Source organism: Deltaproteobacteria bacterium (assembly GCA_016223005.1).
In the GTDB taxonomy this organism is placed as follows: Bacteria; Desulfobacterota; GWC2-55-46; order UBA9637; family GWC2-42-11; genus JACRPW01.
Genome location: JACRPW010000083.1, coordinates 1 through 26,235, shown reverse-complemented (window position 1 = coordinate 26,235; position 26,235 = coordinate 1). Strand labels below are relative to the sequence as shown.

24 protein-coding genes, 1 tRNA gene and 1 pseudogene are annotated in these 26,235 nt (G+C 40.3%); 22 read left to right on the top strand and 4 right to left on the bottom strand.

The window, feature by feature from the left end:
* Positions 1-48: 48 nt before the first annotated feature.
* The 4 genes from HZC45_08835 (at position 49) to HZC45_08820 (ending at position 2,371) form a co-directional block, all read left to right on the top strand.
* Positions 49-921, top strand: coding sequence for a 4-hydroxy-tetrahydrodipicolinate synthase (locus HZC45_08835; GenBank protein MBI5683244.1), 873 nt, complete (start codon positions 49-51; stop codon positions 919-921).
* A 28-nt stretch (positions 922-949) separates the two neighbouring features.
* A complete protein-coding gene (locus HZC45_08830) occupies positions 950-1,408 on the top strand; it encodes a YqhA family protein (protein MBI5683243.1) in 459 nt (152 codons plus the stop codon).
* 2 nt (positions 1,409-1,410) lie between these two features.
* On the top strand, positions 1,411-2,223 hold the full coding sequence (dapB, locus tag HZC45_08825) for a 4-hydroxy-tetrahydrodipicolinate reductase (GenBank protein MBI5683242.1): 813 nt from the start codon (positions 1,411-1,413) through the stop codon (positions 2,221-2,223).
* Positions 2,224-2,294: 71 nt separating this feature from the next.
* Positions 2,295-2,371: transfer RNA gene (locus tag HZC45_08820), tRNA-Arg, on the top strand.
* 60 nt (positions 2,372-2,431) lie between these two features.
* Here HZC45_08820 and HZC45_08815 read toward each other — a convergent pair.
* The 4 genes and pseudogenes from HZC45_08815 to HZC45_08800 form a co-directional block, all read right to left on the bottom strand.
* Positions 2,432-3,253, bottom strand: coding sequence for an OmpA family protein (locus tag HZC45_08815; GenBank protein ID MBI5683241.1), 822 nt, complete (start codon positions 3,251-3,253; stop codon positions 2,432-2,434).
* Positions 3,254-3,331: 78 nt separating this feature from the next.
* Positions 3,332-4,183 (bottom strand): annotated as a pseudogene (gene motA / locus HZC45_08810) (flagellar motor stator protein MotA).
* Between the two features lie 76 nt (positions 4,184-4,259).
* Positions 4,260-4,529, bottom strand: a complete 270-nt coding sequence (locus tag HZC45_08805; protein ID MBI5683240.1) for an EscU/YscU/HrcU family type III secretion system export apparatus switch protein — start codon at positions 4,527-4,529, stop codon at positions 4,260-4,262.
* Positions 4,530-4,547: 18 nt separating this feature from the next.
* A complete protein-coding gene (locus HZC45_08800) occupies positions 4,548-5,612 on the bottom strand; it encodes a flagellar hook-length control protein FliK (GenBank protein MBI5683239.1) in 1,065 nt (354 codons plus the stop codon).
* Between the two features lie 118 nt (positions 5,613-5,730).
* Between HZC45_08800 and HZC45_08795 the strand changes: the two genes are divergently transcribed.
* From HZC45_08795 to HZC45_08710, 18 genes are all read left to right on the top strand, one after another.
* Positions 5,731-7,143: a sigma-54-dependent Fis family transcriptional regulator gene (locus tag HZC45_08795; GenBank protein ID MBI5683238.1), complete on the top strand. Its 1,413-nt coding sequence runs from the start codon at positions 5,731-5,733 to the stop codon at positions 7,141-7,143.
* Positions 7,140-9,002 carry a PAS domain S-box protein gene (locus tag HZC45_08790; GenBank protein MBI5683237.1) on the top strand — a complete coding sequence of 621 codons (1,863 nt, stop codon included), beginning with the start codon at positions 7,140-7,142 and terminating at the stop codon, positions 9,000-9,002. The genes HZC45_08795 and HZC45_08790 overlap by 4 nt, the downstream gene beginning before the upstream one ends.
* A 356-nt stretch (positions 9,003-9,358) precedes the next feature.
* Positions 9,359-11,245, top strand: coding sequence for a tetratricopeptide repeat protein (locus HZC45_08785; protein MBI5683236.1), 1,887 nt, complete (start codon positions 9,359-9,361; stop codon positions 11,243-11,245).
* Positions 11,224-12,375 (top strand): PAS domain S-box protein, encoded by a 1,152-nt coding sequence (locus HZC45_08780; GenBank protein ID MBI5683235.1) that lies wholly within the window; start codon positions 11,224-11,226, stop codon positions 12,373-12,375. The genes HZC45_08785 and HZC45_08780 overlap by 22 nt, the downstream gene beginning before the upstream one ends.
* 4 nt (positions 12,376-12,379) lie before the next feature.
* A complete protein-coding gene (locus HZC45_08775; GenBank protein MBI5683234.1) occupies positions 12,380-13,732 on the top strand; it encodes a sigma-54-dependent Fis family transcriptional regulator in 1,353 nt (450 codons plus the stop codon).
* Positions 13,733-13,814: 82 nt separating this feature from the next.
* Entirely contained in the window at positions 13,815-14,213 is a 399-nt protein-coding gene (flgB, locus tag HZC45_08770; GenBank protein MBI5683233.1) for a flagellar basal body rod protein FlgB, read from the top strand.
* Position 14,214: 1 nt separating this feature from the next.
* Positions 14,215-14,622, top strand: coding sequence for a flagellar basal body rod protein FlgC (gene flgC / locus HZC45_08765; protein MBI5683232.1), 408 nt, complete (start codon positions 14,215-14,217; stop codon positions 14,620-14,622).
* Between the two features lie 2 nt (positions 14,623-14,624).
* On the top strand, positions 14,625-14,918 hold the full coding sequence (fliE, locus tag HZC45_08760; protein ID MBI5683231.1) for a flagellar hook-basal body complex protein FliE: 294 nt from the start codon (positions 14,625-14,627) through the stop codon (positions 14,916-14,918).
* Between the two features lie 93 nt (positions 14,919-15,011).
* Entirely contained in the window at positions 15,012-16,589 is a 1,578-nt protein-coding gene (gene fliF / locus HZC45_08755; protein MBI5683230.1) for a flagellar M-ring protein FliF, read from the top strand.
* Positions 16,590-16,592: 3 nt separating this feature from the next.
* Complete coding sequence (gene fliG / locus HZC45_08750; GenBank protein ID MBI5683229.1) at positions 16,593-17,609, top strand: flagellar motor switch protein FliG; 1,017 nt, start codon at positions 16,593-16,595, stop codon at positions 17,607-17,609.
* Entirely contained in the window at positions 17,590-18,237 is a 648-nt protein-coding gene (locus HZC45_08745; protein ID MBI5683228.1) for a hypothetical protein, read from the top strand. Before fliG ends, HZC45_08745 begins: the two co-directional genes overlap by 20 nt.
* Complete coding sequence (locus HZC45_08740) at positions 18,234-19,538, top strand: FliI/YscN family ATPase (protein ID MBI5683227.1); 1,305 nt, start codon at positions 18,234-18,236, stop codon at positions 19,536-19,538. Before HZC45_08745 ends, HZC45_08740 begins: the two co-directional genes overlap by 4 nt.
* On the top strand, positions 19,535-19,978 hold the full coding sequence (gene fliJ, locus HZC45_08735) for a flagellar export protein FliJ (GenBank protein MBI5683226.1): 444 nt from the start codon (positions 19,535-19,537) through the stop codon (positions 19,976-19,978). Before HZC45_08740 ends, fliJ begins: the two co-directional genes overlap by 4 nt.
* The gene (locus tag HZC45_08730) at positions 19,971-20,468 is read left to right on the top strand and encodes a hypothetical protein (protein ID MBI5683225.1); all 498 of its coding nucleotides are present in this window, start codon (positions 19,971-19,973) and stop codon (positions 20,466-20,468) included. The genes fliJ and HZC45_08730 overlap by 8 nt, the downstream gene beginning before the upstream one ends.
* A 413-nt stretch (positions 20,469-20,881) precedes the next feature.
* A complete protein-coding gene (locus tag HZC45_08725; GenBank protein ID MBI5683224.1) occupies positions 20,882-22,096 on the top strand; it encodes a flagellar hook-length control protein FliK in 1,215 nt (404 codons plus the stop codon).
* A gap of 17 nt (positions 22,097-22,113) precedes the next feature.
* The gene (locus HZC45_08720) at positions 22,114-22,767 is read left to right on the top strand and encodes a hypothetical protein (GenBank protein ID MBI5683223.1); all 654 of its coding nucleotides are present in this window, start codon (positions 22,114-22,116) and stop codon (positions 22,765-22,767) included.
* Between the two features lie 66 nt (positions 22,768-22,833).
* Positions 22,834-24,483, top strand: a complete 1,650-nt coding sequence (locus HZC45_08715; protein MBI5683222.1) for a flagellar hook protein FlgE — start codon at positions 22,834-22,836, stop codon at positions 24,481-24,483.
* Positions 24,484-24,592: 109 nt separating this feature from the next.
* Positions 24,593-25,924: a B12-binding domain-containing radical SAM protein gene (locus tag HZC45_08710; protein MBI5683221.1), complete on the top strand. Its 1,332-nt coding sequence runs from the start codon at positions 24,593-24,595 to the stop codon at positions 25,922-25,924.
* The last annotated feature ends 311 nt before the right edge of the window (positions 25,925-26,235 follow it).

Below are 26,235 nucleotides of genomic sequence, written 5' to 3'. Positions count from 1 at the left end.
TGAGTTACAAGTAACTCAAACCTTTAGGTTTGAAAAATGGAGGGTTTTATGTTCAAAGGTTCAATGGTGGCAATTGTAACACCATTTAAAAACGGCAAGGTTGATGAGAAGGCTTTAAAAAGTTTAATTGAATTCCAGATAAAGAACGGCACTGATGCTATAGTCCCCTGCGGCACAACAGGTGAGTCCGCAACACTTTCCTATGAAGAGCATAACAGGGTTATTGAAATTACAATTGAAACTGTAGATAAAAGGGTGCCTGTAATTGCAGGGACAGGCTCAAACTCTACATCTGAAACCATCATGCTTACACAGCACGCTGCAGATGCAGGGGCGGATGCAGTTCTCCTTATTGCGCCTTACTACAATAAGCCTACACAGGAGGGTCTGTATCAGCATCACAAGGCGGTTGCAGAGGCGGTTGATGTTCCGCAAATCCTTTACAATGTCCCGGGCAGGACAAGCGTAAACATGCTTCCTGAAACAGTCTATAGACTTGCGGAGATTAAAAATATAATAGGCATAAAAGAGGCGACAGGTTCTCTCCAGCAGATAAGCGATGTCATAGAAAAGTGCAGGAAGGATTTTGTCATACTTTCAGGAGACGATTTTACGACTCTACCGATATTGGCAATTGGCGGGCACGGTGTTATATCTGTTACAGCAAATGCTGCGCCAAGGGATGTGGCAGATATGTTTGATGCATTTGAGGTTGGCGATTTTGAGGATGCGAAAAGACTGCATTACAAACTTCAGCCTCTGCACAGGGCGATGTTTTATGAGACAAATCCAATCCCTGTGAAAACAGCCCTTGCAATGATGGGTATGCTCAAAGAGGAATTCAGACTGCCGCTTGTAAAGATGGGTAAGAATAACAGAGATAAATTAAAAGGTGTGCTAAAGGATTATGGGTTGATATAAAAAAGGCCGAAGGCTGAAGGAGAAACAAATGAAAACTATATTGGAAAAAAGCAAATACATTGTTCTTTTGGCAGTGATTGCAACACTACTTGCCTCTGTTTCTACATTTATCTGGGCAACCCTGAATATGTTCTCTACTATTATTCATATGTTCATGGACTTTGGCACAGTAGAGACATCAGAGGTTACTGCACATACAGGTGCAATTTTATACTCGTTCATACTCGCAGTCATCCTTTATATATTTTCCATAGCATTGTATGAACTGTTTATCGGCAGATTGAATCTTCCAGAGTGGCTTGATATAAAAGACTTGGATGATTTGAAAAAGAAACTTTCAAGCGTTATCGCCCTCATGCTTGCGGTCACATTTTTAGAGCATCTCACAAAGTGGAACGACCCGCAGGGGACATTGTTCTTTGGCATTGCAATAGGTGTTGTAATATTCGCCCTCATATTCTATATGAAGGTGAAAGAAAAGGAGTAGGTATGGTTAAGATAATTGTTACAGGCGCACTTGGCAGGATGGGGACAAATATAATAAATGTTATTAAAGAGACAGAAGGTGTCAGCCTTGCAGGTGCAGTGGAAAGGGCCGAGCATTTGTCAATTGGAAAGGATTTATCCGAGGTTATTAGTTTTGATAAAAAGGGAATAAAGGTAACAGATGACATAGAGAGGATTATAAAAAATTGCGACTGCGTGATAGATTTTTCCAATCCGGAGGCATCCATAAATAATCTTGAGAGTGCTGTAAAACATAAAAAGGCGGTTGTTGTTGGCACAACAGGATTTTCCCATAATCAGAGGGACAGGTTTAAAGAACTGGCACAGAAGACAAGGGTAGTAGCAGCGCCGAATATGAGCGTGGGGGTAAACCTGCTGCTCAAGGTGGTGAGCGATGTTGCAACAGTTCTTGGCAATGACTATGATGTGGAAATCATTGAGGCACACCACAGATTAAAAAAGGATGCGCCAAGCGGGACCGCTATAAGGATCGCAGAGGTTCTTGCCCATGCACTTAAAAGGGATTTGGAAAAGGTTGCAGTGTATGAAAGGAAGGGGATAATCGGCGAGAGAAAACCTGATGAAATTGGTATCCAGACCATAAGGGCAGGGGATATAGTCGGGGACCATACGATTATATTCGGCGGACTTGGAGAGAGGCTTGAGATAACCCATCGCGCCCATTCAAGAGATACATTTGCAAGGGGCGCTGTCAGGGCTGCCTTATGGATTGCAAAGCAGGAGAATGGTCTTTATGATATGCAGGATGTCCTTGGGCTTAATAGTGAAAGGTGAAAAGCGAAAAGCGAAAAACGAAAAACAAAGGTACATTAGTTTTACGCTTTGAGTTTCTCGCTTCTTTGTCAGCGCCCATAGCTCAGTGGAATAGAGCACTTGGCTACGAACCAAGGGGCCGGGGGTTCAAATCCCTCTGGGCGCACCATAGTATAGTGAACAGTAAAGCGAGAAACGGCATTCCCCCGCTTTTCTCGCAGATTACTGCTTACTGCATTATCTCAGGTTGTGCATTTTCCATCCATAAAGATTTGTCAATGGCAGTAGGTTGTTGTTTTACCTCTATCAGGATGCTTATCCTCCTGTTGATTCCATCATAAGGGTCATCAGGTTTTATAGGAAGTGCATCAGCAAAACTTGCTACCCTTTTTATCCTTTTTGGGTCAAGCCCATACTTTATTATTGCCCTTCTTGCTGCATTTGCCCTGTCAGCAGCAAGTTCCCAGTTGGTATAACCCTCACCCGGATACGGTTGGCTGTCCGTATGACCCTCAATTACTATATTATTAGGTAAATTCATAATAGTTTCAGTCAATACCTTTAAAGCATCTTCCCCACTCCGCAGGAGGTTGTTTTTACCAGTTTCAAATAAAGGGGTGCCTGTCTTTTCAGTGAGTTCTATCCTTACCCCTTCATTTGTGGTAAAGACCAAGATCTGTTCCTTAAGTCCTTTAAGTTTTTCTTCAATAATCTTACCTATCTCTGCCACCAGTTTGTTCTGGATATTCTTTGCGTTTTTTATATCACCGGGGTCCTTATCCAATTTTACAGGGCCTCCCTGCATAATAGATATACCTGTTGCCCCGCCTGCCTCTGGTCCCTGGAATACAGTAAAACTTCGGAAGTATTCCGCAATCCTCTTCTTTGCATCAATGGACATAACTGCTACCAGCCACAGGACAAGGAAGAGCGCCATCATTGCTGTCACAAAGTCAGCATACGCAACCTTCCACGCCCCCCCATGGTGCCCTCCACCGTGCCCGGCTTTCTTAATCTTTTTTATTATAATGGGTTGTTCTTCTCTTGGCATAAGATTAACACTAGAAACGCGAGACTTGCGAGAAATGCTATTCTCGCCTTTCTCGCTGTTTTATTCATAACAAACAGTTTACTTCTTCTTTCTTATTGCATCTTCAAGCTGTTTGAATGATGGTTTTGCGTCTTCAAATAAAACCCTTCGGGCATATTCAACAGCCATCTGCGGCGGCATATCCTTTGCAAAGGCAAGGATTGCAAGTTTTATTGCCTCCAGATACTTTGAGTCCTCGTTTGCCTTATGCTCAAGATGTGTGCCAATAGGACCCACCAGTCCATAACATAAAAGGATACCTATGAATGTGCCGACAAGTGCCGCTGCCACATGGTGTCCAATAACCTCAGGAGATTCTGACATATAGCCCATTGTGATAACAACACCCATAACTGCAGCCACTATACCAAAGCCCGGAAGGCTGTCGCCTATCTTTGTAATAATAGCGGGACCCTCAACTGCCTCTGCATGATGGGTCTCCAGTTCAATTGTCATCATTTCTTCAAGTTACATAGGCTTTACGCCCACAACAAATGCCCTCATATTATCACAAAGGAAATCCATTGCATGATGATTGGCAAGGATTTTGGGATATTTTTTAAACACAGGGCTGTTATTTGGATTTTCTATATCCTTTTCTATTGTCAGGAGTCCCTCCTTTCTTATTTTTGAGAAAAGTTCATAGAGGAGGGATAGTAGTTCAATATAACTTGCCTTTGAGTATTTTGAACCTCCTAACACACTTGGAATAATCTTAAATATCTTAAAAAGCAGTTTTTGCGGCGCCATAATAAACATTGAGCCAAGTGCAGCACCGCCTATAATAACAAGTTCCGCAGGTTGAAAAAGGACATGCAGATTGCCCTTTTCCATCAGATAACCGCCGATGATTGCTCCAAATACTGCTATTATGCCTATTATGACAAACATCCAGAGTATCTCCTGTAGCGATTTTATTTATTTAATAGCATAGTTCGTTTTTACGGGCAAGGGTTTTATAACTTACTCATCCAAGTCTTTTTTTATTAACTTGATAAAGGAATGCTATGATTTCTGCTACAATCTTATATAAAGAAGGAGGTATCTCCTCATATAGAGATAATGTAGATAGTATATTAACGAGGTCAGGGTCATCCTTTATCGGAATATTGTTTGCCTTTGCGATATCTATTATCTTTTGTGCAATGAGCCCTGACCCTTTTGCAGCAACTGTGGGTGCATTATCTTCTTTTGGTTTATACTTGAGTGCAACTGCCTTTTCAATGTATTTTTTCATCTTGTGTCCTTATATGTCCTATGCAAATTCATCAATAAGCCCTGCATGCAAAATTATTGTGCTAGGTTTTTTTGTTATCTGCTTTTTACTGACCATACACTCTATGCCAGATACATGCATTCCTATAGACCGCATGCCATTTTTTAGTATCTCTGAATGACGGCTAATAAATTCAGAGGTTTCTTTGTTTTCAACATATATATTTATAAATACAGTATCCATTTTAACCCTTGCATCAAAGGTGATATTGCCCAACCCCCTCAGTTCTATACTTAAAATAATGCCGTAATCCTGTTTCCCTCTGGTTTTCGGTTTTTTATCCTCAAAGAAGTAAAGTTCTAATGTCTCAAGATTGTCGCCAAAATACACAGGAATCTGAAAGTGTGAGGCAGTGTCTGTCTTTGATTCTGCCCTGTTTATAAGTTGACTTAACTCTATGTTTTTTAAAATAGAACCTGCTGTTTTTGATACCCCTTTATATCTGCCATCTTCGGCAAGTTCTTTAATGAGGCTCATGATTATGGGTTTTAAGTCATCTTGTGCCAGTTTTACCAGATTACTTGTTTTTGGAGTGCCTAATGCCACAAGTTTTTTAATGAATGCCTCATAAAATTGTCCGCCCTTTTCAATCATATCCTTAACAGCAGCTTTGGTTACAGTGCTGCCGTCAATCAACACCTTGTCCAAAAAATCTCTCAAGGTCTTTAATGCTGGCAGCGATTCGCTATTGTTTATGGGTTTTAAATCCATAGTTTTTAGTTCATTGAGTAGTTTCCCAATGTCTGCTTTTTCAGAAATGAGGCCATTTACCATGTCTAATATTTTATTGGTTTCGTCTGATGGGATTAGCCTTAATATTATCTTGCCATCTGTGATAGCGGTCTTTACACTGATGATACCGGCTGCATCTAAAGGGATATCGGTTTTCGCCTCTACTGGTATCCCCTTAAGCAAGAGTTTTACAGTCCCGTCTTGTTCTACACTCCTTATATTTATCCGTAATATCTCACCGCTTGTAATTATTGCAGTTTTTATATCTGCCTGTGATATTACTAGTGATGGTGAAACTATCTTTAAATTCATTCAAGCCTCTTTTTCTATAATTCGGCAGGCAACAAAAAAACTTGAATAGATTATATTTTTAGGGTATACAATCCATGAGGGGCAGTCCCTCATATAGAAAGAACAGGGAGTATTCCGGATGAAAGGCAAAGTACTTATAGTTGAGGATGACAGACACATAAGGCAATTGTTAAAAGATGTGATGGCTGAAGATTACTCTCTAACCATTGTAGAGGATGGTGAAAAGGGTATAGATGCCCTTGCAAATGAAAATATTGATTTGCTTCTTACAGATTTAAAACTGCCAGGCATTGATGGGATTGAGGTTATAAAAAAGGCAAAGGAGATAAGTCCATGGACTGTAAGTATTCTCATCACAGCCTTTGCAACTATTGAGAATGCTGTGGAGGCAATGAGATTGGGCGCATACACCTATCTCACAAAACCATTTAAGACAGATGTCCTTATTATGAATGTAAACAGGGCATTGGAATATAATTGCCTTAAAAGGGAAAACTATAACCTTCGTGAAGTGCTTGATAAAAGATATGTGCTGGATTCTATAATCGGTGCCAGTCCTAGTATAAACCGTATATGTGATACGATAAAGATGGTTGCAGACAGCGATTCAACAATCCTCCTTCTTGGCGAAACAGGGACAGGCAAGGAACTCGTGGCAAAGGTGATTCATTTTAATAGTTTAAGGAGGAGATTTCCTTTTATCCCTGTAAATTGCGGCGGCATACCCGGTGAACTCCTTGAGAGTGAACTATTTGGACATGAAAAGGGTGCTTTCACAGGGGCAATAGCAACAAGGGTAGGCAGGTTTGAGAGGGCAAACAAAGGCACAATATTTCTTGATGAGATTGGCGATATGCCCATTCATCTTCAGGTAAAACTACTGAGGGTTCTGCAGGAAAGAGAGTTTGAAAGGGTGGGCGGCAATAAGACAGTTCAGGTTGATGTAAGGGTGATAGCAGCCACAAATAAAGACTTGGAAGCAGAGGTAATCAAAAAGACATTCAGACAAGACCTTTATTACCGCCTAAATGTAATACCGATTGTCATTCCTCCGTTAAGAGAGAGAAGGGAAGACATCCCGTATCTTGCAAATCATTTTGTAGAGGTTATATCCCAAAGGAAAAAGAAGGATATAAAAGGCATATCAGAAGAGGCAATAGAGGCGATTATAAACTACCCATGGCCCGGGAATATAAGAGAACTTGAAAATATCATAGAGCGGATTATTATCCTTAAACAAGATAAGGGACAAATAATGCCTCATGATATTCCGCCGCAGATAAACATGCAAAGGGGTAGTAATGCAGTATTCATAGATATACCTGACGAGGGTGTCAACCTTACTACTATGGTAGCGGAATTGGAAAACGAACTTATAGAAAAGGCGCTAGTTAAAACCCGGGGGGTAAAAAGCAAGGCAGCAGAACTCCTTGGCATAAACAGGACTACACTAATAGAAAAGATGAAAAAAAAAGGGATGTTAAGACCTACAGGCACTTCAAATGAGATTTCAGCAAATGGGATGAAATGAACTGGCAGTCTTTAAAGGTTAGATATACAGGCGCAACCCTCTTACTCATACTGCTTATTATTACCACAATCTCTTCAAGATACATCATTGCCAAGTTTAATGAAGATACGGGATTTTTAATTGACACTGCCGGTGGACAAAGGATGCGGGCAGTAAGACTGGCATATCTTGCAAACAGGTATCAGGCAAACCCCAGCCCTTCCTCACGCATGGTTATTGAAGATGCTGTAACTGATTATCAGGCAAGGATGGATGCCCTTCGTAATGGCAAGGCATTTGGCATTCAAAATGGCGTCAGCGGTCAACGGGCAATAGAAAACCTTGCCAGCGGCATTCATTTATGGGGGGTATACAAACTGCTCATTAAGGACTCTATGGCAGGCAGTTATGACGCATTTGCAATAGATGGGACAATGCAAAATCTTGTGTCATCTATGGATACCCTGTCCAAAAATCTTGCTGAAGAACTTAAAAGAAAAAATGCAAGTGCAGTGCGTATTCAAATATATCTTGCTTTAGTTACAATTAGTTTAGCCATTATCTATATCCTTGCCACCACCTATTATATAATCAGACCACTTATAGAGATAGAAAAGGTGCTTAAAAACTATGGCACAGGTGATTTATCTGTAAGAATGACATTTCCCTCCTCTTTTCTGGGCATATTCAAATTTCAAGACGAGGTTTACAGTATTAGAGAGGGGTTAAACACAGCCATAGAAAATACAGGCAAGATTATAAAGGATGTCAGGGAGAAGAATTTTAAACTTGAGGATTCTTATAAAAGAGTTTACGAACTGGAACAGAGGCTTGACAGCATATTTAATGGTATCGTGGATTATATAATCCTTTTGGATAAAGAGTGTAAAATCATTGAAGCAAACAGCGCCTTTCTAAATGATATGGGGTTTACGAGACAGGAGATTATGGGCAAAAAATGTTGTGATGCAGTGCCTAATCTTAAACAGGTTCATAATGGTTGTATATTCAAGGAGGATTTATATTCAAATAAGAGAAAGGATATTGAGGGGAAACTAGTGATAAATGGCAAAGAAAGGGTTTTTCAGATACACAGTTTTGCTCTGGAGGTCCCCGATAATGGGGTGGTAGCATATATGCGGGATATAACAGAAGAGGCAAAACTCAAAGAAAGGTTAATTGCCGCTGAAAGACTGTCATATATCGGCTATCTATCCACAGGGTTTGCCCATGAAATTAACAACCCCCTTACGAGTGTAATGGGCTTTACTGAGCTACTTTTAAATAGCGAGACTGACCAATTAAAGGTAAAGAGGTTAAATAGTATTTATGAGGCTGCTAATAGATGTGAAGTGGTTGTTCAAAATCTTATTGCCTTCAGAGATATCGGTGGTGTTAAAAAGATATTAACTGATATAAATATACTCGTGGAAGATGCTCTAAGATTGACAGGTAAGCGATTGGCAGCAAATGGAATTAGTTTAAGACAGGAACTTGATAAGGAATTGCAAGAAGTTATGATATGTGCATTTCATATAAAGCAAGCACTAGTAGAACTCATAAATAATAGTTGTGATGCGATTAAAGGGAATAAAGGTGAAAAGGCAATATATATACGTACATCAAATATCAATAAAGGTGTCAGGATTGAGGTAATTGATACAGGCTGTGGAATACCTGAATCTAACATGGGAAAGATATTTATGCCATTCTTTTCCACAAAAGATGTTGGCAAAGGGACCGGACTCGGACTTTCTACAGCATATCGTATAATAGAAGAACATGGCGGGACAATTACCTTCACCAGCAAAGAAAATGAAGGCACAACCTTTACAATTGAACTCCCTTCAGATTTTACCGAGCAAAAGAATTCTGCATAACTGTCATACCATCTGCTATATATCTGTCATAAATTTGACAAAGTTGGCATTAAAGGGGCAGTAGTTTTGACTAAATATATCCTTGCATAATGTAGCTGCGGAGTTTATTGAGCGCATTTAAAAGAGCCGATAAATCGGCAGGCTACTTAACATGGAATATATTTGCTGCGTCATTGCCCGACTTGATCTGGCAATCCAGAGAAAGAATCTGGATTCTCCGCTCAAGCCGGAGAATGACAACATGTAGCCTTATTTATGTAACGCTATATAATAGACCCCTTTATTTGTTCAATTTTCAAACATCTGTTGCATCCCTCCTTTTTCTGGCATAACCCTTGCAATAGTCCTATCATAAGATGAGTTCTATTTTAATTTCCCTGTTATTACTAGTTGCTTCTTATACTATAGTTCCCCATGCCTATGCTTTAGAGAAAGCGGCATGGAGGGATTATTATGCCAAAGTCTATTCAATAGAGGCGATTAAGAGTGGGACAAAGGAGATGCTCAATAGTTATAAATCAGCATCCCATGATATAAATAATGCGGTCAGATTGGCAAAGGATGGTAAGCATCAAGAAGCCGTCAGAGAACTTTTGGGTAATAATGATGAGGAGCCTGTATTTATAAAAGGCATTATTTATGAAACAATGGGTTTTTTCCCAGAGGCAGTTGGCAATTATACAAGGCTTGTTCAGTTCTACCCAAATGGGAAATTTTTTAAAAAGGCGGTTATAAGAAATGCCTTTTTAAAACTGATTAAGGGACTGAAGACAGATTCAATATCATTAGTAAAAGAGGCGTCCCGTGATTTTTACAGGGTTTATAAGGAATCTGACGAACCAGATGAATGGAAAGATGCAATAGCAGGTTATGCTGTAACCTTATCCATAATTAAAGAAGATGCCTATGCTGATGAGGTATTCAGGAAGGTGGAAGGTCATATATCTCTTAATCCATCGTATCAGTTTTTCATCGCTGAAAACTACTTAAAGATGGGGAGATTAAAGGAGGCAAAGGCACTGTTTCAAAAACTACTTGAAACACAAAGAGAGTCTAATATCAGTCCATACATAAACTTAAGGCTCGGCGATATATCTATTCTGGAGGGTAGAGATGCTCAAGGGGAATTATTTTATAACGAGATGATAAAAACCACAAAATCTCTTTCAGGCACAGGGATAAAGGAAACCTCTGATACTGTAATTATGGGGACAATGGCTTTGTCAGAATCATACATGAAGAAAGGCAAAAATAATCAGGTAATAAAACTTTTAAAGGGTTTTTTAGAAAAGCCCATTGATGCCGCTGTTAATGATTCAGCAAGGTATTATCTTATAAAACTTTTAAAGGCAGAAGGTAGTTTACAAGAGGCTATATCCCTGTCTAATAAATTTCTAGCATCATATCCGATGAGTACATGGAAAAAGGATGTTGAGGCGATACGGGATGATATTATTTACACATCTATATCAAATACCTATAACAATGGCGATTATCAAAAGACATCAAGATTTTACTATGAAAATAAGCCGTTTATTAAAGATGAACGCCTTTTAATAATGATAGGTGAAAGTCTTCTTCACTTGAATCTGCCAAAAGAGGCAGAGGGGGTATATAAATTCCTTAAAAAGGGGAAAGGGATAAAGGGCTCTTTAGGACTGGCAAAGAGTTTCATTATGGACGGTAATGCTAAAAAATCCATTGAGATAATAAAGGGCATCTCTTCCTTAAAAAATGAAGAAAGAATGGAGGTGGCACGGGTTTATTACATGATAGGCAATCATTATTTCAGGACAGGGGAATATGAAGATGCCTTAAGGTCATACTCCCTTGCACAAAAAGGCGGTATGGATGAACCTGACCTGCATCTTAAAACAGGCCGTATCTATGAACTGCTTGGCAGGAGGGATGATGCAGTTAAGATTTATGAGGGTATCGTGCTTAAGACATCAAACGAAATTCTGAAGGCAAAGGCATTTATAAGACTTGGCGATATCTACTATATCTCTAAAGAATGGGAGAATTCGCTGTCATTTTATGCAAAAGGGGTTCAATATATGGCTAGTGGTGAAGAGAGGCTTAAGTTTATTTATAAGATGGGTGAGGCTAACATAAGCATTGGTAAAAAGAGAGAGGCGGTTGCAGCATGGCAGGAGGTAGAAAGAGAGGACAAGGGTTATCTTGGCAAACTTGCCAGTGAAAGACTGCAAGAGGTGAAAACATGGGAAATTCTACAGATGTAAGCGCCCTTATAAGTGCCTTTAATACATTTGAAAGTGCGTCCAGAACACTTGAGTCTTATTATAAAGGACTTGAAAAGAGGGTTGAAGACCTTAATCTGGAACTTGCGGAAAAGAATAATTATCTGACAGGCCTTATTGAGGCGCTTCCTGTCGGCATAATAGTTACAGATAATTCAGGGAGGATAGCCACTGTCAATAAATTAGCATGTTCTATTCTGGAAAAGGCGCCGGAACTGCTTGCAGAAGAAAAGATTGAAAATATAGCAGGGGCTTTAGACAGGCTATTAATGAATGGTAAGAGGTGTATGGAGTATGAAACTGTAATGACAGGCATGGATAGTAAAAAGAAGACGATTTCCATTAGTGCGACAATACTTAAAAACCTTGAAGGCTATGAGGCAGGCAGCCTTATTGTTTTAAAGGATATTTCAGAGATTAAAAGACTGCGTGAATCAGTAGAGAGAGACAAGAGGTTAAAGGCAATGGGAGAGATGGCGGCGAGCATTGCACATCAAATCAGAAATCCCCTTGGCAGTATTGAACTATTTGCCTCCATTCTGGATGAAGACTTAAATGATAACAATGCCTCACAACGATTTGCAAAAGAGATTATCCATGCTGTTAAAGCACTTAATAACACGCTGTCAAACATGCTTTTATTTGCTAATAATTCAAGACCATTTAAGGTAGAAGTGGGGGTTGATGAGATAATAAAAGATACTATTGATACCTGCAAATTTCTTTTTATTGATAGAAATTTGGATATAGATGCCGGTTGCAGCGGCCCTGACATTAAACTTTCATTAGACAAAGAGTTATTAAAACAGGCGCTTTTAAACCTTATTATGAATGGTGCAGAGGCTATAGACAATAGGGAAAGTGGAAAGATTTCTATTATATCAAGACAGGATAAAGACAGCATTCATATCATAGTGTCAGATAATGGCTGCGGTATACCTGAAAATGACCTTGAAGAGATATTTAACCCATTTTTTACCCTAAAACCAAAAGGCACAGGGCTTGGTTTAACTGTTGTGAACAATATTATTAAGGCACATGGGGGCATTATAACTTTAGAGAGCAGCATTGGCAAAGGCACTACATTTGATATTGCCCTGCCGATTGGATAAGGATATGCACAGACTACTTGTAATAGATGATGAGACTCAATTGCGGACTGCCCTGTATGAGGTGCTTAAGAGGAGAGGGTATGATGTTGTTGCAGTGGACAGCGGAAAAGAAGGGATTGAAAGACTTAAGCAAAATAGATTTGATGCTGTTATTACAGATGTAAAGATGCCGGGGATGGGTGGGCTAGATGTCCTCCGCAGTGTGAGATGCACCAATCCCCATACCCCTGTCCTTATGATGACAGCATTCGGCACTATTGAAAGCGCTATTGAGGCAATGAAAGAGGGGGCAAGGGATTATATCTTAAAGCCTTTTTCCCCTGAACTTATTGACTCAGCCATTAAAAAGGTTCTTATACATGAAGATAATCATAATGGATTTGAGATAATAACACGCAGCAGCAAGATGCAGGGAATCCTTGAGATTGCTAGAAGTATTGCACCATCTTCTGTAACTGTTTTAATTACAGGTGAAAGCGGCACAGGCAAGGAACTCCTTGCCAGATATATACATGATAAAAGTTCCAGAAAGGCGATGCCTTTTGTAGCAATAAATTGTGCCTCAATCCCTGACGGACTTCTGGAGAGCGAACTCTTTGGGCATGAAAAGGGTTCATTCACAGGCGCAGTAGCAGGCAGAAAGGGCAAGTTTGAGTTGGCAAATGAAGGCACAATCCTTTTAGATGAGATTGGTGAGATGGGGCTTAATCTTCAGGCAAAACTTTTAAGGGTATTACAGCAAAAGGAGATAGATAAGATTGGAGGCAGTAAACCCCTGCAAATAGACATAAGGGTTATTGCCACTACAAACAGGGAACTCAAAAAAGAGGTGGATGCAAAGAGATTTAGAGAAGACCTTTTTTACAGACTAAATGTCTTTCCTATAGTAATCCCTCCGTTAAGAGAAAGAATGGAGGATATAACCATTCTGGCAGACTATTTTCTTGAAAAGTTCTGTAAAAAGAATGGGAAAGATATAGAGGGTATAAGTGATGATGCAATGAAATATCTAAAGAGTTATCAATGGAAAGGGAATGTGAGGGAGTTTGAAAATGTAATGGAGAGGGCAGTCCTTATGTGCAGGGGTTGTGAGATAAAGGCAAAAGATATTGCCTGTGATAATGGGTATGAAAAAGGGGGGCAAGGGGGCATTTCATCTGAAATGCAAGAGAGGCATTCAAATGGCACTTTAAGGGACATGGAAAAGGGTCTCATATTTAAGGCCTTGAAAGATACTGAAGGTAATAAAACAAGGGCAGCAAAGACCTTAGGTATCAGCATAAGAACCTTGAGAAATAAACTGAGGGAATATGGGATGAGGAAAGAATTGCCTACTAAAATATCGCATGAATTTTAAAAATCATTGCAGGGCAGGAACTTAGCCCTGCATACACATTATGGCATAGATTTTGCTAAGTTTATCTATAGGAGGAATAGATATGATTAAGGGTATATTCGGCAGTGTAATACCTCTTTTAGAAAAGACACTGAATATCAGGATGATGAGGCACGATGTTATTTCGTCAAATATAGCAAATGAAGAAACCCCTGGTTATAAGGCAAGGGATGTAGAATTTCAGCATGAGTTGGCAAATGCAATAGACAACAGGGTGCAAATGGTAAGCACCCATAAAAATCATGTATCTGCCTTGGATATGAATCTTTCTCCGAAGTTGGTTATAAGAAATGACACAAAGGCAGGTCTTGATAATAATACAGTAAGTCTGGAAAAGGAAATGGTAAACCTTGCTGAAAATACCATGCTCTATAATGCAGAAGTGACAATACTGTCAAAAAAGTTTCAGGCAATAAGAGATACTATAAAGGAGGCAAGATAATATGTTTGGCAATTTTAGGGTAAACGCATCAGGTATGGAGGCGCAAAGAATAAGGCTGGACACTATTGCCAGTAATCTGGCGAATGTGAATACTACCCGTGGCGAAAATGGCGGGCCTTACAAGAAAAGGGATGTGATATTTGAGGCATCATCATCTCCATCTGCTGCGGATGGCGGGTTGATCTCTGTAAGGGTGAAAGGGGTTATTAAGGACTCAAGACCTTTTAAGGTTGTTTATAGCCCCGGACACCCTGACGCTGATAAGGATGGAAACTTAAAACTCCCCAATATAAATCCTATTGAGGAGATGGTTAATATGCTCTCTGCTATTAGGGCGTATGAGTCAAATATTCAGGCATTCAAATCTTCTAAGGATATGATGACAAAGGCGCTGGAGATAGGGAGATAGATATGGACGGTATTAAGGGTATAAATAATCAAGGCAGCATAGGACAGACAAGCCTTCCATCTAATGAAAAAACAGGCAAGGTAGATTTTTCTACAGTCTTAAAGGATGCTGTTGAAAAGGCAGATGCTGTTCAAAAAGAAGCAGATAAGACAATTAAAGAGTTTTCAGCAGGCAAGGTAAATCTGCATGAAACAATGATTGCTATGGAAAAGGCGAACTTAACCTTTCAACTCATGCTTCAGGCAAGAAATAAGATAGTTGCTGCGTATGAAGAGATTATGAGGACACAGGTGTAAAAAGCGAAAAACTAGAATAGCGAGAAAGGCGAGAAAAGCAAGAAAGTTTTGAATTTTGAGTTGTAAATACGAAGGTCTCATACGGAGGTTGGATTGGCAAATATATTTGATAACTTTGTGGCCTTGAGCAATGCCAAAAAGGTTGTATATATTCTGCTTCTTGCCGCATCTGTAGGCGCAGCAGTTGTTCTGTTTAACTGGGCATCCCAGCCTGAATTCCAGTTGCTGTATTCTAATCTTTCACAGGAAGATGCTGCCGTTATTGTAGAAAAATTAAAAGAAAAACGGATACCTTACAAGGTAAGCAGCGCAGGCTCTGTTTTAGTGCCAGCGGAAAAGGTCCATGAGACAAGGCTTGAACTTGCTGGTGCAGGGATCCCAAAGGGAGGCGGTGTTGGTCTGGAGGTGTTTGATAAGGCAGGTTTTGGGATGACTGAATTTACTCAAAAGGTGAACTATTTAAGGGCAATACAAGGGGAATTGGCGCGGACAATAGGCTGGCTTTCTGAGGTTGATACAGCCCGTGTCCATATAGTTATCCCTGAAAGGCGGCTATTTTCTGCAGAAGATGAGAAGGCAAGGGCGTCTGTTATTGTAAAACTCAAGTCAGGCACAAGACTTGATTATGCGCAGGTGCAGGGTATTGTTCATCTTGTAGCAAGCAGTGTGGCAGGACTTAATCCTCAAAATGTTACAGTTGTTGATACAAGCGGACAGATGCTTACAAAAGAAGTTACGGGTGATAGTAATGCAGCACTTACATCCTCTCAGAATGAATATCAGAGACAATTGGAAAAGGATATGGAGAAGAGAATCCAGACAATCCTTGAGCCTGTTTTAGGTGCAGGTAAGGTTATAGCAAAGGTGTCTGCTGACATAGATTTTACAAGGATGGAAAAGACAGAAGAAAGGTTTGACCCTGATAGTGTGGTCATAAGGAGTGAGCAGAAGAGCAAGGAGAAATCTACAGGTGAGGTTGCAGGCGGAGTGCCAGGGGTTGCATCCAATGTCCCTGGCACACAGACTAATCAGCAGACTGTCTCATCAGGTATCCCATCCCAGTCCCAACGGGAGAATGAGGTAATAAACTATGAGATAAATAAGGTTGTAAGCAGGACAATCACACCAACAGGGATGGTAAAGAGGCTAAGTGCATCTGTTTTAGTAGATGGGAGTTATGAGATTAAAAAGGGGACGGATGGAAAGGAAGAAAGGAAGTATATCCCAAAGACCCAGGAGGAGATTAAAAAATTTGAAACCCTTGTTAAGGCAGCAGTTGGTTTTACTGCTGATAGAGGCGATAAGATAGAGGTGGTTAATATCCCGTTTGAGACAAAAACGGATATAAATAGTGCAGAGATAATCAAGCCGTCACTGGTTAAAGAATACCTGCCGCATATTATTCGTTACGGCACAATACTTGTTCTTTCCATACTGCTTTTCCTCCTTGTCCTGAGGCCCCTTATTACAGGGATATTCAAAGAACAAGAAATGCCAAAAACTATGACTCATGCACTTCCTGTTGGAGCGTCTGCATCATTAGGTCATGGGATGGCTCCGCATGCAATATCAGAACAGCCTGCAGATGTAAAACAAAGGGTTTTGGAACTGGCAAAGGAGAATCCCCAGCAGGCTGCCCAGATTATTAAGTCATGGGTAAAGGAGAAGTAGAAAATGCCAGAGATTAAAACAGAAAATAAATCAATGAACGGCGTAGAAAAGGCTGCTGTGATTCTTTTGAGTCTTGGTGAAGATATTGCATCTGATGTTATGAAACATATGGGTCCTACCGAGGTTCAGAAAATCGGCAGTCAAATGACAAAGATAGAAGGGCTCTCACAAAATGAACTTGATGTAGTAGCAAAAGAATTTGAGGGGGAGATGCGTTCAAGTGTATCTTCGGGCGGGAGTGAATATGTAAAGAATGTGATAATGAAGGCACTTGGTCCTGACAAGGCAAATGCAATAATTAACAGAATAGTGGAGGGGGGGGAAGGCAGCGGGCTTGAGGCATTAAAATGGATGGAGTCAAAGGTTGTATCTGACCTTATAAGGAACGAACACCCGCAGACCATTGCTGTTATTGTGTCCTATCTTGAACCTGAACATGCAAGTCAGGTACTGCTCAATCTCCCTGTGAAGATAAGGTCTGATGTAGTTATGAGGGTTGCAACAATGGAATCTATCAGCCCTGATGCATTAAGGGAACTGGAAGGTGCAATAATGCAGCGGATATCAGGCAGTGTGGGTATGCATACAAAAACTATCGGCGGCATAAAAATAGCTGCTGAAATACTGAATCAAATGGACACATCCACTGAGAATGCCATCATAGGAGAGATAGAAAAGTCAAATACTGATCTGGCAGCAAAGATACAGGGACAGATGTTTGTGTTTGCAGACCTTATAAATATTGATGACAGGGCTATACAGACGGTTCTTAAAGAGATATCTAATGATATAGTGGCAATGGCATTGCGTGTTGCAGATGATACACTGAAGGATAAGTTCTTTAAAAACATGTCTGAGAGGGCTGCTGATATGCTTAAAGAAGATATGGAAACAAGGGGTCCTGTTAAACTCAGTGATGTGGAAAAGGCACAGCAGGAAATCGTAAGAATTACCAGAAAACTTGAACAGGAAGGGAAGATAGTAATCGGAGGAAAGGGCGGTGAAGAGCAGCTTGTCTAGGATATTCAGATTAGGAAAGGCAGAAACATCCGAGCCTGTCTTATTAAACTTCCTGCCGCAGATGAAGGTGGTCGGATATGAAGAAGACACTATTGATGTCTCTAGAATTGAAACCCAAAAGATGCTGATAGAAAGAGAGGCTTATGAAAAAGGGTTTGCAGCAGGTGAAAAGGCAGGGATGGAAATGGGTAAAGAGAAGACTCTACTGCAGGCAAACAGATTATTGTCAGTTATTGATGAGTTGTCCTATTTCAAGGACAAGTATTATGCAGATAAAGAGATGGAGATTATAGATATTATAGTCAAGACAGCAGAAAAGGTTATACAGACTGAACTTTCAATAAATATGGATATAGTGGTTAATATTACCAAGTCAGCGATAAATGCTATGGTAACATCCGAGAGACTCACTGTAAAACTAAATCCGGATGATATAGAATATCTCTTGAGTTCAAGACCTGATTTTTTAAAGAATCTGCAGGATGCGAGGGGCTTTATTGTGGAAGGAGATAATAATGTGGGCAAAGGCGGCTGTATAGTAGAAAGTAACCATGGTGAGGTAGATGCAAGGATTGAAGAGGGATTAAAGATAGTAGGTAAAGAGATGAGAGAGGCAGTTAAAAAGTGAAGTTAGAGTTAATAAAGACAGTCCTTGATGAGATAGAACCTATCAAGGTTCATGGGAAGGTTACACGGGTTGTAGGTATGGTGATTGAAGGTGTGGGCATTGGCATAACTGTTGGAGAAATGTGCCGTGTCTTTTCACTAGATGGCGACTCTATTGTTTGTGAGGTTGTTGGGTTTAGCGGAGATAAGGTATTTCTTATGCCTCTAGGGGAGGTAAGGGGGCTTGGTCCAGGCAGCCGTATTATGAAACTTGGGACAAAGGCACGGGTGAGGTTGAGTCCAAACATACTGGGCAGGGTTATAGACGGCATAGGCAATCCAATAGATGGTAAGGGTGCCTTTGCAAGGGAAATTGAATACCCGTTGTATTCTCCTCCGCCAAATCCCCTTGCAAGAAAAAGGATAGAAAAACCGTTGGATGTAGGTATAAAGGGTATAAATAGTTTACTTACAGTCGGCTGCGGACAAAGGATGGGCATATTTGCCGGCAGTGGTGTTGGTAAGAGTGTTCTCCTCGGCATGATGGCAAGGAATACTGGGGCAGATGTAAATATTATTGCACTTATAGGAGAGAGGGGAAGGGAGGTCAAGGAATTTATAGATAAAGACTTGCAGGATGAAGGGCTTAAAAGGTCTGTTGTTGTGGTTGTTACATCTGACCAGCCGCCTCTTTTAAGGTTTAGAGGGGCATTCCTTGCAATGACAATTGCAGAGTATTTCAGAAACAGGGGGATGCATGTTCTTCTTCTTATGGACTCGCTTACAAGGTTTGCTATGGCACAAAGGGAAATCGGGCTTGCTGTAGGAGAGCCGCCGACAACAAAGGGTTATCCCCCTTCTGTGTTTGCCCTTATGCCAAAACTGCTGGAAAGGGCAGGGACCTCGGAAGGCAAAGGCACTATTACAGGTTTTTTTACGGTGCTTGTAGAAGGTGATGATATAACCGAACCTATTGCTGATACAGGAAGGGCTATACTAGATGGACATATTATCCTCTCCAGGGAACTTGCCTCTATTGGGCACTATCCTGCTATTGATATAATGATGTCAACATCCAGATGTATGTTTGATATTGTGAGTAAACAGCACATGGATTATACACAGAAGATAAAGACAGTGCTTGCCATATACAGGAAGAATGCAGATTTAATAAATATAGGTGCGTATAAAGAAGGGGCCAATCCTGAAGTTGACCATGCAATAAAAAATATGCCGAAGATTAATCGCTTTCTCACACAGGCAATAGATGAAAAGGTTGATTATGATGACAGTATCCAAGGTATGTATGCATTAAATATATGAAGGCATTTAAATTTAAACTAGAATCTATCCTTGATTTCAGAAAGGGTATGGAAGACCTTCTTAAGAAGAACCTTGCCAGCGCTAAAGAGAATCTAAATATAAAAGAAAATGAACTCAATTCTGTGATTAATGATTATCTTGAAGATGTAAAAGAACTCCTTGAAAAAGGTGAACTGACACCATCTGATATGGCTGTTTTTAGCACCCATCTTAATTATCTAAAGGAAGATATAGAAAATGGTGAAAAAGAGGTTGAATCATTCAGAAAGACCGTTTCAGAAAGGCGGGATGAGGTTATGGGTGCAAGAAAGGAGAGGATGATATTGGATTTTCTAAAGGAAAAGAACTATAAAGAACATAAGAGATTGGGGTCTAAAGAAGAGCAGTCTGTAATAGATGAGTTTAATTCTAATAACTTTAAAAAGGCAGAATATGAATAGAATAGCCGCCATATTTCTTCTAACAGCAGTTTGTTGTTTAAGTACCGCTGCCTTTATCTTTGCAGAAACCCCTCAGAATAGGTGTGAAGATACAACAAAAGAGATGCTGGATGCTATTAAGAAAAGAGGGCAGGAACTGGATGAAAGAGAGGAAAAGGTTCGTTTGGAAGAAGATAAACTCAATGGTCTGAAGGCAGAGATTGATGAAAAGATAAATGAACTTACAAGGGCAAGAAAAGAACTGGAAAAGACCCTTAAGGAGATGAAAACTGAAAAACAGCAGGGCATGGAAAATCTGGTTAAGGTATATGAAAATATGCCGCCAGAAGAGGCAGCATCAAGGATTGAAAAACTTGATGAGGATATGGCAATAAGATTTCTGATGACAATGAAAACAAAATCTGCAGCAAAGATACTCTCATTTGTTGAACCTTCAAAGGCAGCAAAACTTACCCAGAAACTCGGAAATAAGTTTATATCAGCACCTTGAACAAGGACACCCCATATTTTTAGACCCAAAAAATGCAATTGCATTTTTCAATGGTATTTAAAAAAATAGGGTGCATTCACCCACCACTTCCTTATCTTCACTCACCCCACCCTGACATTTAGGTTTGGATGCATCAAGGCTGAAGCCTTGAGTTACAGACGGGAATTTTCGGAGCAAAGGAGCGAAAAACTTAAAGCGCGGAAGCGAAAAACTAAGGTTTTAAGTTTGAAGTTTTAGTTTTTCGCTTTTCGCCTTACACTTTACGCTTCCACAGACAGGAAACAATTGCATACCCCACAGGAATATTTTTCTTATAGATTACAGCATACAAATACCTTTAAAGGCTTAACCATTTGAATTATAAATAAAAATTATTAAAAAATATCTGGCATAGGTTTTGCTTTAGGGTAATAATGCAGGCACAAGGTTTTATACAAACACAGATAGGAAGGTATATTATGAACGAGTTGTCCATGCTTTTTAAGGTTAATTCAGAGGGAAAGGATAATCTCCTTTTAGATATGAAAACTGAGAAGGCAAAAACTATTTATGGGGGGCATGAAAAAGGGTTTGAGAGTGAGTTGGCAGGCATTCTGGGCTTAAATCTTTTCGTGCTGCCTCAGGATAACAAAATACCAAATTCCGGGGAGATTCAGCGTAAAGAGGAGTTGGGTATGAATCTCTTAATAGATGATACAACCGGAGATAGTTTTGAAAGTCTGGATGGGGTAATTAAGACAACATTGGTTGAGCATAACATTATAAATACCGATGGAGAGCCGCCCATATTTTCATTTGATAATAACGATCCTATCCAGATTTCGGAAGAATTATACAAAAAACCTCTAACCCCTGATTTGAAATCCGTCCTGACCACTGTTCCAAATAAGGAAGGCGGGGTGGCTCTTGGGGGTTTATTAGAAGATACTTCTGACAAAATCACGGATATTTACTCAAATATACTAACCAATACAAGTGATGAAGAGATTTATTTATTTAAGACCAGTCAAGGGGTTATGGGTCAGTTGCCAGAGGATAACAGTGTTATAAATAAAGGGATAGCAGATGCCTTATTAAGCCATGGTGTAGACAAAGAGAATAATGCTAGTCATACATCAACAGATGAAATGCGCACCAATTTTGTTAGTTCAAACACACTTCAGAAAGGTGATGTAACTTTTATACAAGATGTTAAGGATGGAGCAAGAGGCGCAATTACAAGTGAAAATCTTGTAAGGCAGGTTGGTGATAAGATGTCTGTATTGGTTAAGGATGGGTTTAGTAAGGCAACAATAAATCTGGAACCGCCTTCCATGGGGCACCTCAAGGTGGATATTATAGTTAAGGATAATATGGTAAGGGCATCCATAGTTGCTGACCATCAGATAGTAAAAGAGGTTTTAAAGGCGAATCTGTCAAGTTTGACAGATGCCCTTACACATCAGGGTTTTCAGGTGTCTGAATTAAATGTTTTTCTTGGAGACAGAGGAGGTGGATATAGGGATAGGTTTGATTTTAGCGGGGGAGAGGCTAATTACAATTACTTGTCAGGCAATGATAGTCAGTCATTAGAAGAAGAAACTGTTTGGCAGAGAAACATGGAAGGGGCAGTAGATATATTTGTTTAGAAGGGAGGTGAAATAAGATGAATAGTTTGATTACTCAGGGGGTTGGGGCAGGCGCTGGTTACGGGGTGGGCAAGAGTTCTCTTGCTAAAGACGATTTTATGAAACTCCTTGTAACACAGCTTGAGCATCAGGATCCTCTTAACCCTGTGGAGAATACAGAATTCATAGCACAGCTGGCGCAGTTCTCTACATTGGAAGGCATTACAAATGTAGAAAAAGGGATTGGGAAAATGAATAACTACTTGCTCTCCATGAATAATTCTTATCTCACAGGGCTTATAGGAAAGGGTATTAAGACACAAGGGAATACAATCTTGTTTGATGGCAGTAATAGTAAAAAGATAGATTATAGTCTTGGCGGGAATGCAGCAAAGGTAAATATTACCATATATGATGAAAATGGAAAGGAGGTTAGAAAGATAGAGGCAGGCAGCAAGATAAAGGGTGTTAATACAGTTCTGTGGGATGGCAGGGATTTTAATGGAAAGACACTTCCAAAAGGGGAATACAACATTTCAGTAAATGCTGTAGGTTCTGACGGGGCAAGTATAGGGTCTGGCACTCTTTTTACAGGTAAAGTTGATAGTGTTATGTTTGAGAACGGGACGCCGTATCTTATAGTGGATGGAATTAGGGTGAGCATGAGCAGTGTATTAGAAGTTTTGAATTAGGTGTCAGGTGTTAGGTATCAGGTGTTAGAAAAACCTAGAACCTAGAACCTAGAAAAAGGAGGTCTTATGTTAACATCACTTTTTACAGGGGTAACAGGTCTGAATGCTAATATGACTGCCCTGTCAGTAATTGGAAACAATATAGCAAACATGAACACAGTTGGGTATAAGGCAGGCAGGGCATCTTTTGCTGATATCTTAAGCCAGAGTATTGTCGGTGTTTCAGGGTCAAATCAGGTTGGTCTGGGTGTCTCACTTTCAAGTATTACTTCACTTTTTACACAAGGTGCTTTAGAGACAACAACCAGCGGTCTTGACCTTGCCATTGACGGTAACGGTTTCTATGTTCTGACAGATTCTACAGGCGCCTTGTATTACAGCAGGGCAGGGCAGTTCAATCTTGATAAAGATGGGAACATTGTCAATCCAGAGGGTTATATCTTAAGAGGTTATCAGGCAGATAGCGCAGGCAATATTACCTCTACCATAGATGACCTGACATTGTCTTCGTCTTCTGTTCAGCCAAATCCAACATCAACAGTAGATATAGTTGGAAACTTAAGTTCTGATGCAGAAATTAAAGGTTTTGTTTTTACAACTGGGAGTAACGATGCTATACGGTTTACTTCAGGCGCAACCACTGCAACTGCAAGCCTTACAACAAATGGCGGTTTGATAAGCGGGAATGCTTATTCAGGCGATGGTGTTGCCTCTGCCATAAAGGCAGCACTTGAAGCCCAAAATGGCAGCTTAGATACATATACTGTCACATACGATTCATTAACAGGCAAATTCGCGATTGCCAATGATACAGGTAACAGCAATGCACTTAGTATAGCATGGAGTTCAAGTGCGCTCACTACTGCAGAAGGCATGCTTGGTTTTACTGCTGATGATGCTATTGTGGTTGGCAGTAATGCAGCCAGTGATGCGGCAGGCGGTGCTTTTTCTGTCGGTAATGCTGATGATACATCCAATTTCTCTACAAGTATAACCGCCTATGATTCACTTGGAAACAGCCATCAGGTAACAGTCTACTTCAGAAAGGATTCAACATCTTCTTCAGGCAATACATGGGAATGGTATGGCGTTGTGGGTGCAAATGATTCTACAAGCGGTTCTACAGAGGTTCAAGCAAATGGCGCCTTGATTTTTGATACAGATGGTTTTTTAAGTTCTGAAAGTTCCATTACATATCCTACGGGCGGCCTTGATTTTTCAGGCGGTGCATCACAGAACCAGACGATTGCCTTTGGCTTCGGCACAAGCATTGCTGAAGGAGGTGCAGGCACTAATGGCATGACACAGTATGGCGGGAGTTCCACTGTAAACGACCAGCAGCAGGATGGTTATGGCGCGGGAAGTTTCCAGAGTATGTCAGTTGACTCTAACGGGGTGATTACAGGCATATTCTCTAATGGCAAAACCATGTCTATGGGGCAGGTAGTTTTGGCTAAATTTGCAAACCCGAGCGCCTTAACCTCTAAGGGCAGAAACCTCTTTGCAGAATCCAGTGACTCAGGGCAGCCCCTTGCAGGTGTGCCTAATTCAGCAGGCAGAGGCGGCATCCATTCAAATGCCCTTGAACTTTCTACAGTGGATATTGCAGAGGAGTTTGTAAAGATGATTTCTGCACAGAGGGGTTTTCAGGCAAATTCAAAGATTATAACTACAACAGATGAGATATTAAACGAACTGGTGAACCTGAAGAGGTAAGCAAGTATTATAGTGCGAGGAAAGGCGGGAAAATCTTTTCTCGCCTTTCTCGCTTTTCACATATTATTTACCTTGACTCTCATGGGCAAATCGTGTAAGTATACCGCCCATGAAAAAGATTATCTTTATAGAACCAAAGCCGCCTGACTTCCATATATTTTCAAGAATGCCCCTGCCCCGACTTGGCACTGTCCTCCTCGGAACCATGCTTAAGGAAAGTGGCTATCAGGTAAAGAGTTATGTTGAGGCACTGGAGGATATTGACCTTGAAGATGTCTTAAAGGCAGATGCAGTCGGCATATCTACCATTACATCAACATCCCCCCGTTCCTATGAAATAGCACGTCTTGTTAAAAAGGCAGGCATCCCTGTATTTATGGGGGGTCCCCATGTAACATATCTGCCTGACGAGGCTTTGGGAAACTGTGACTATGTGCTAAGGGGCGAGGCTGATGAGACAATCCTTGATTTTATAAAGGCACTTGAAACGAATAAAGGCTTTGAATCTATACCGGGGCTTTCCTTTAAGAGGGAGGGCAAGATTATACATAATAAGATGGTATCATTCTGCAAGGAACTTGATAAACTGCCTGTCCCTGACTTTACCATAGTAAAAGGGCTTGAAGACGGCTTAAATAGACTTACTATTACACCGATTATGACATCCAGGGGATGCCCTTATGACTGTAGTTTCTGTTCGGTAACAGGGATGTTCGGGCAAAAGTACAGGTTCAGAGGCACTGAAAAGGTTTTGGCAGAACTCAAGAGAAACCGCGACCTAAATGGAGACTGGGTCTTTTTTTATGATGACAACTTTACCGCGAGCCGGCCCCGCACAAAGGAACTTCTTAGGGCAATGATTGACAACGGACTTACACCTCCATGGACAGCACAGGTAAGGGTAGATGTTGCAAAAGACCCTGAACTTCTGGATTTGATGAAACGTTCCAATTGCCATACTGTTTATATTGGTTTTGAGTCTATTAATCCTGATACCCTGAAGATTTATAATAAAAAACAAAGTCTTGAAGATATTGAAAACTGCATCAAAAAACTGCATGAGCATAATGTTGGTATACATGGGATGTTCGTATTTGGTTCAGACCATGATTCTATTGAAACGATTAGAGATACTGTTAAGTTTGCAAAAAAGAATGATTTAGAATCAGTGCAGTTTATGATACTTACCCCGCTCCCTGGCACCAGATTCTTTTTTGAAATGGAACAGCAAAACAGGCTTATAAGCAAGGACTGGAGCCTTTATGATGCCCATCATGTGGTATTTACACCTAAAAACATGAGTTATTATGAACTTCAGGCAGAGACCCTTCAGGCAACAAAGAGATTTTACTCTTTTGGACAGATTATAAAACGAGCAGCCCGTTTTGATATGTTTACTGTGTCTATAAAGGCTTATGGCAGGAATCTTTCTAGGAAATAAGAAAAAAAGAATAACTACTTCCTTGAATATACAAAGGCAATAAGTTCTGCTGGCAAAAAGATAGAACTCGCAGCGAAAAATACTGCTGAAGACATTAAAGATAGATTCAAACAAATGGAAATAAATGGTTTGCTTCCGAATGTGCCTGTAGAAATAAGGAATGATTAAAAGGAGGTATTTTTGAGAAAAAATATAATCGCGTTTTTGATGACAGGGTGCTTCCTTTTTGTGTGTTCTTCTGCCTTTGGTTCAGTAGAGATTGAAACAAAACAGGATGCGGCTGCAGTAACCGATGCCATTAAAAAAGAAGA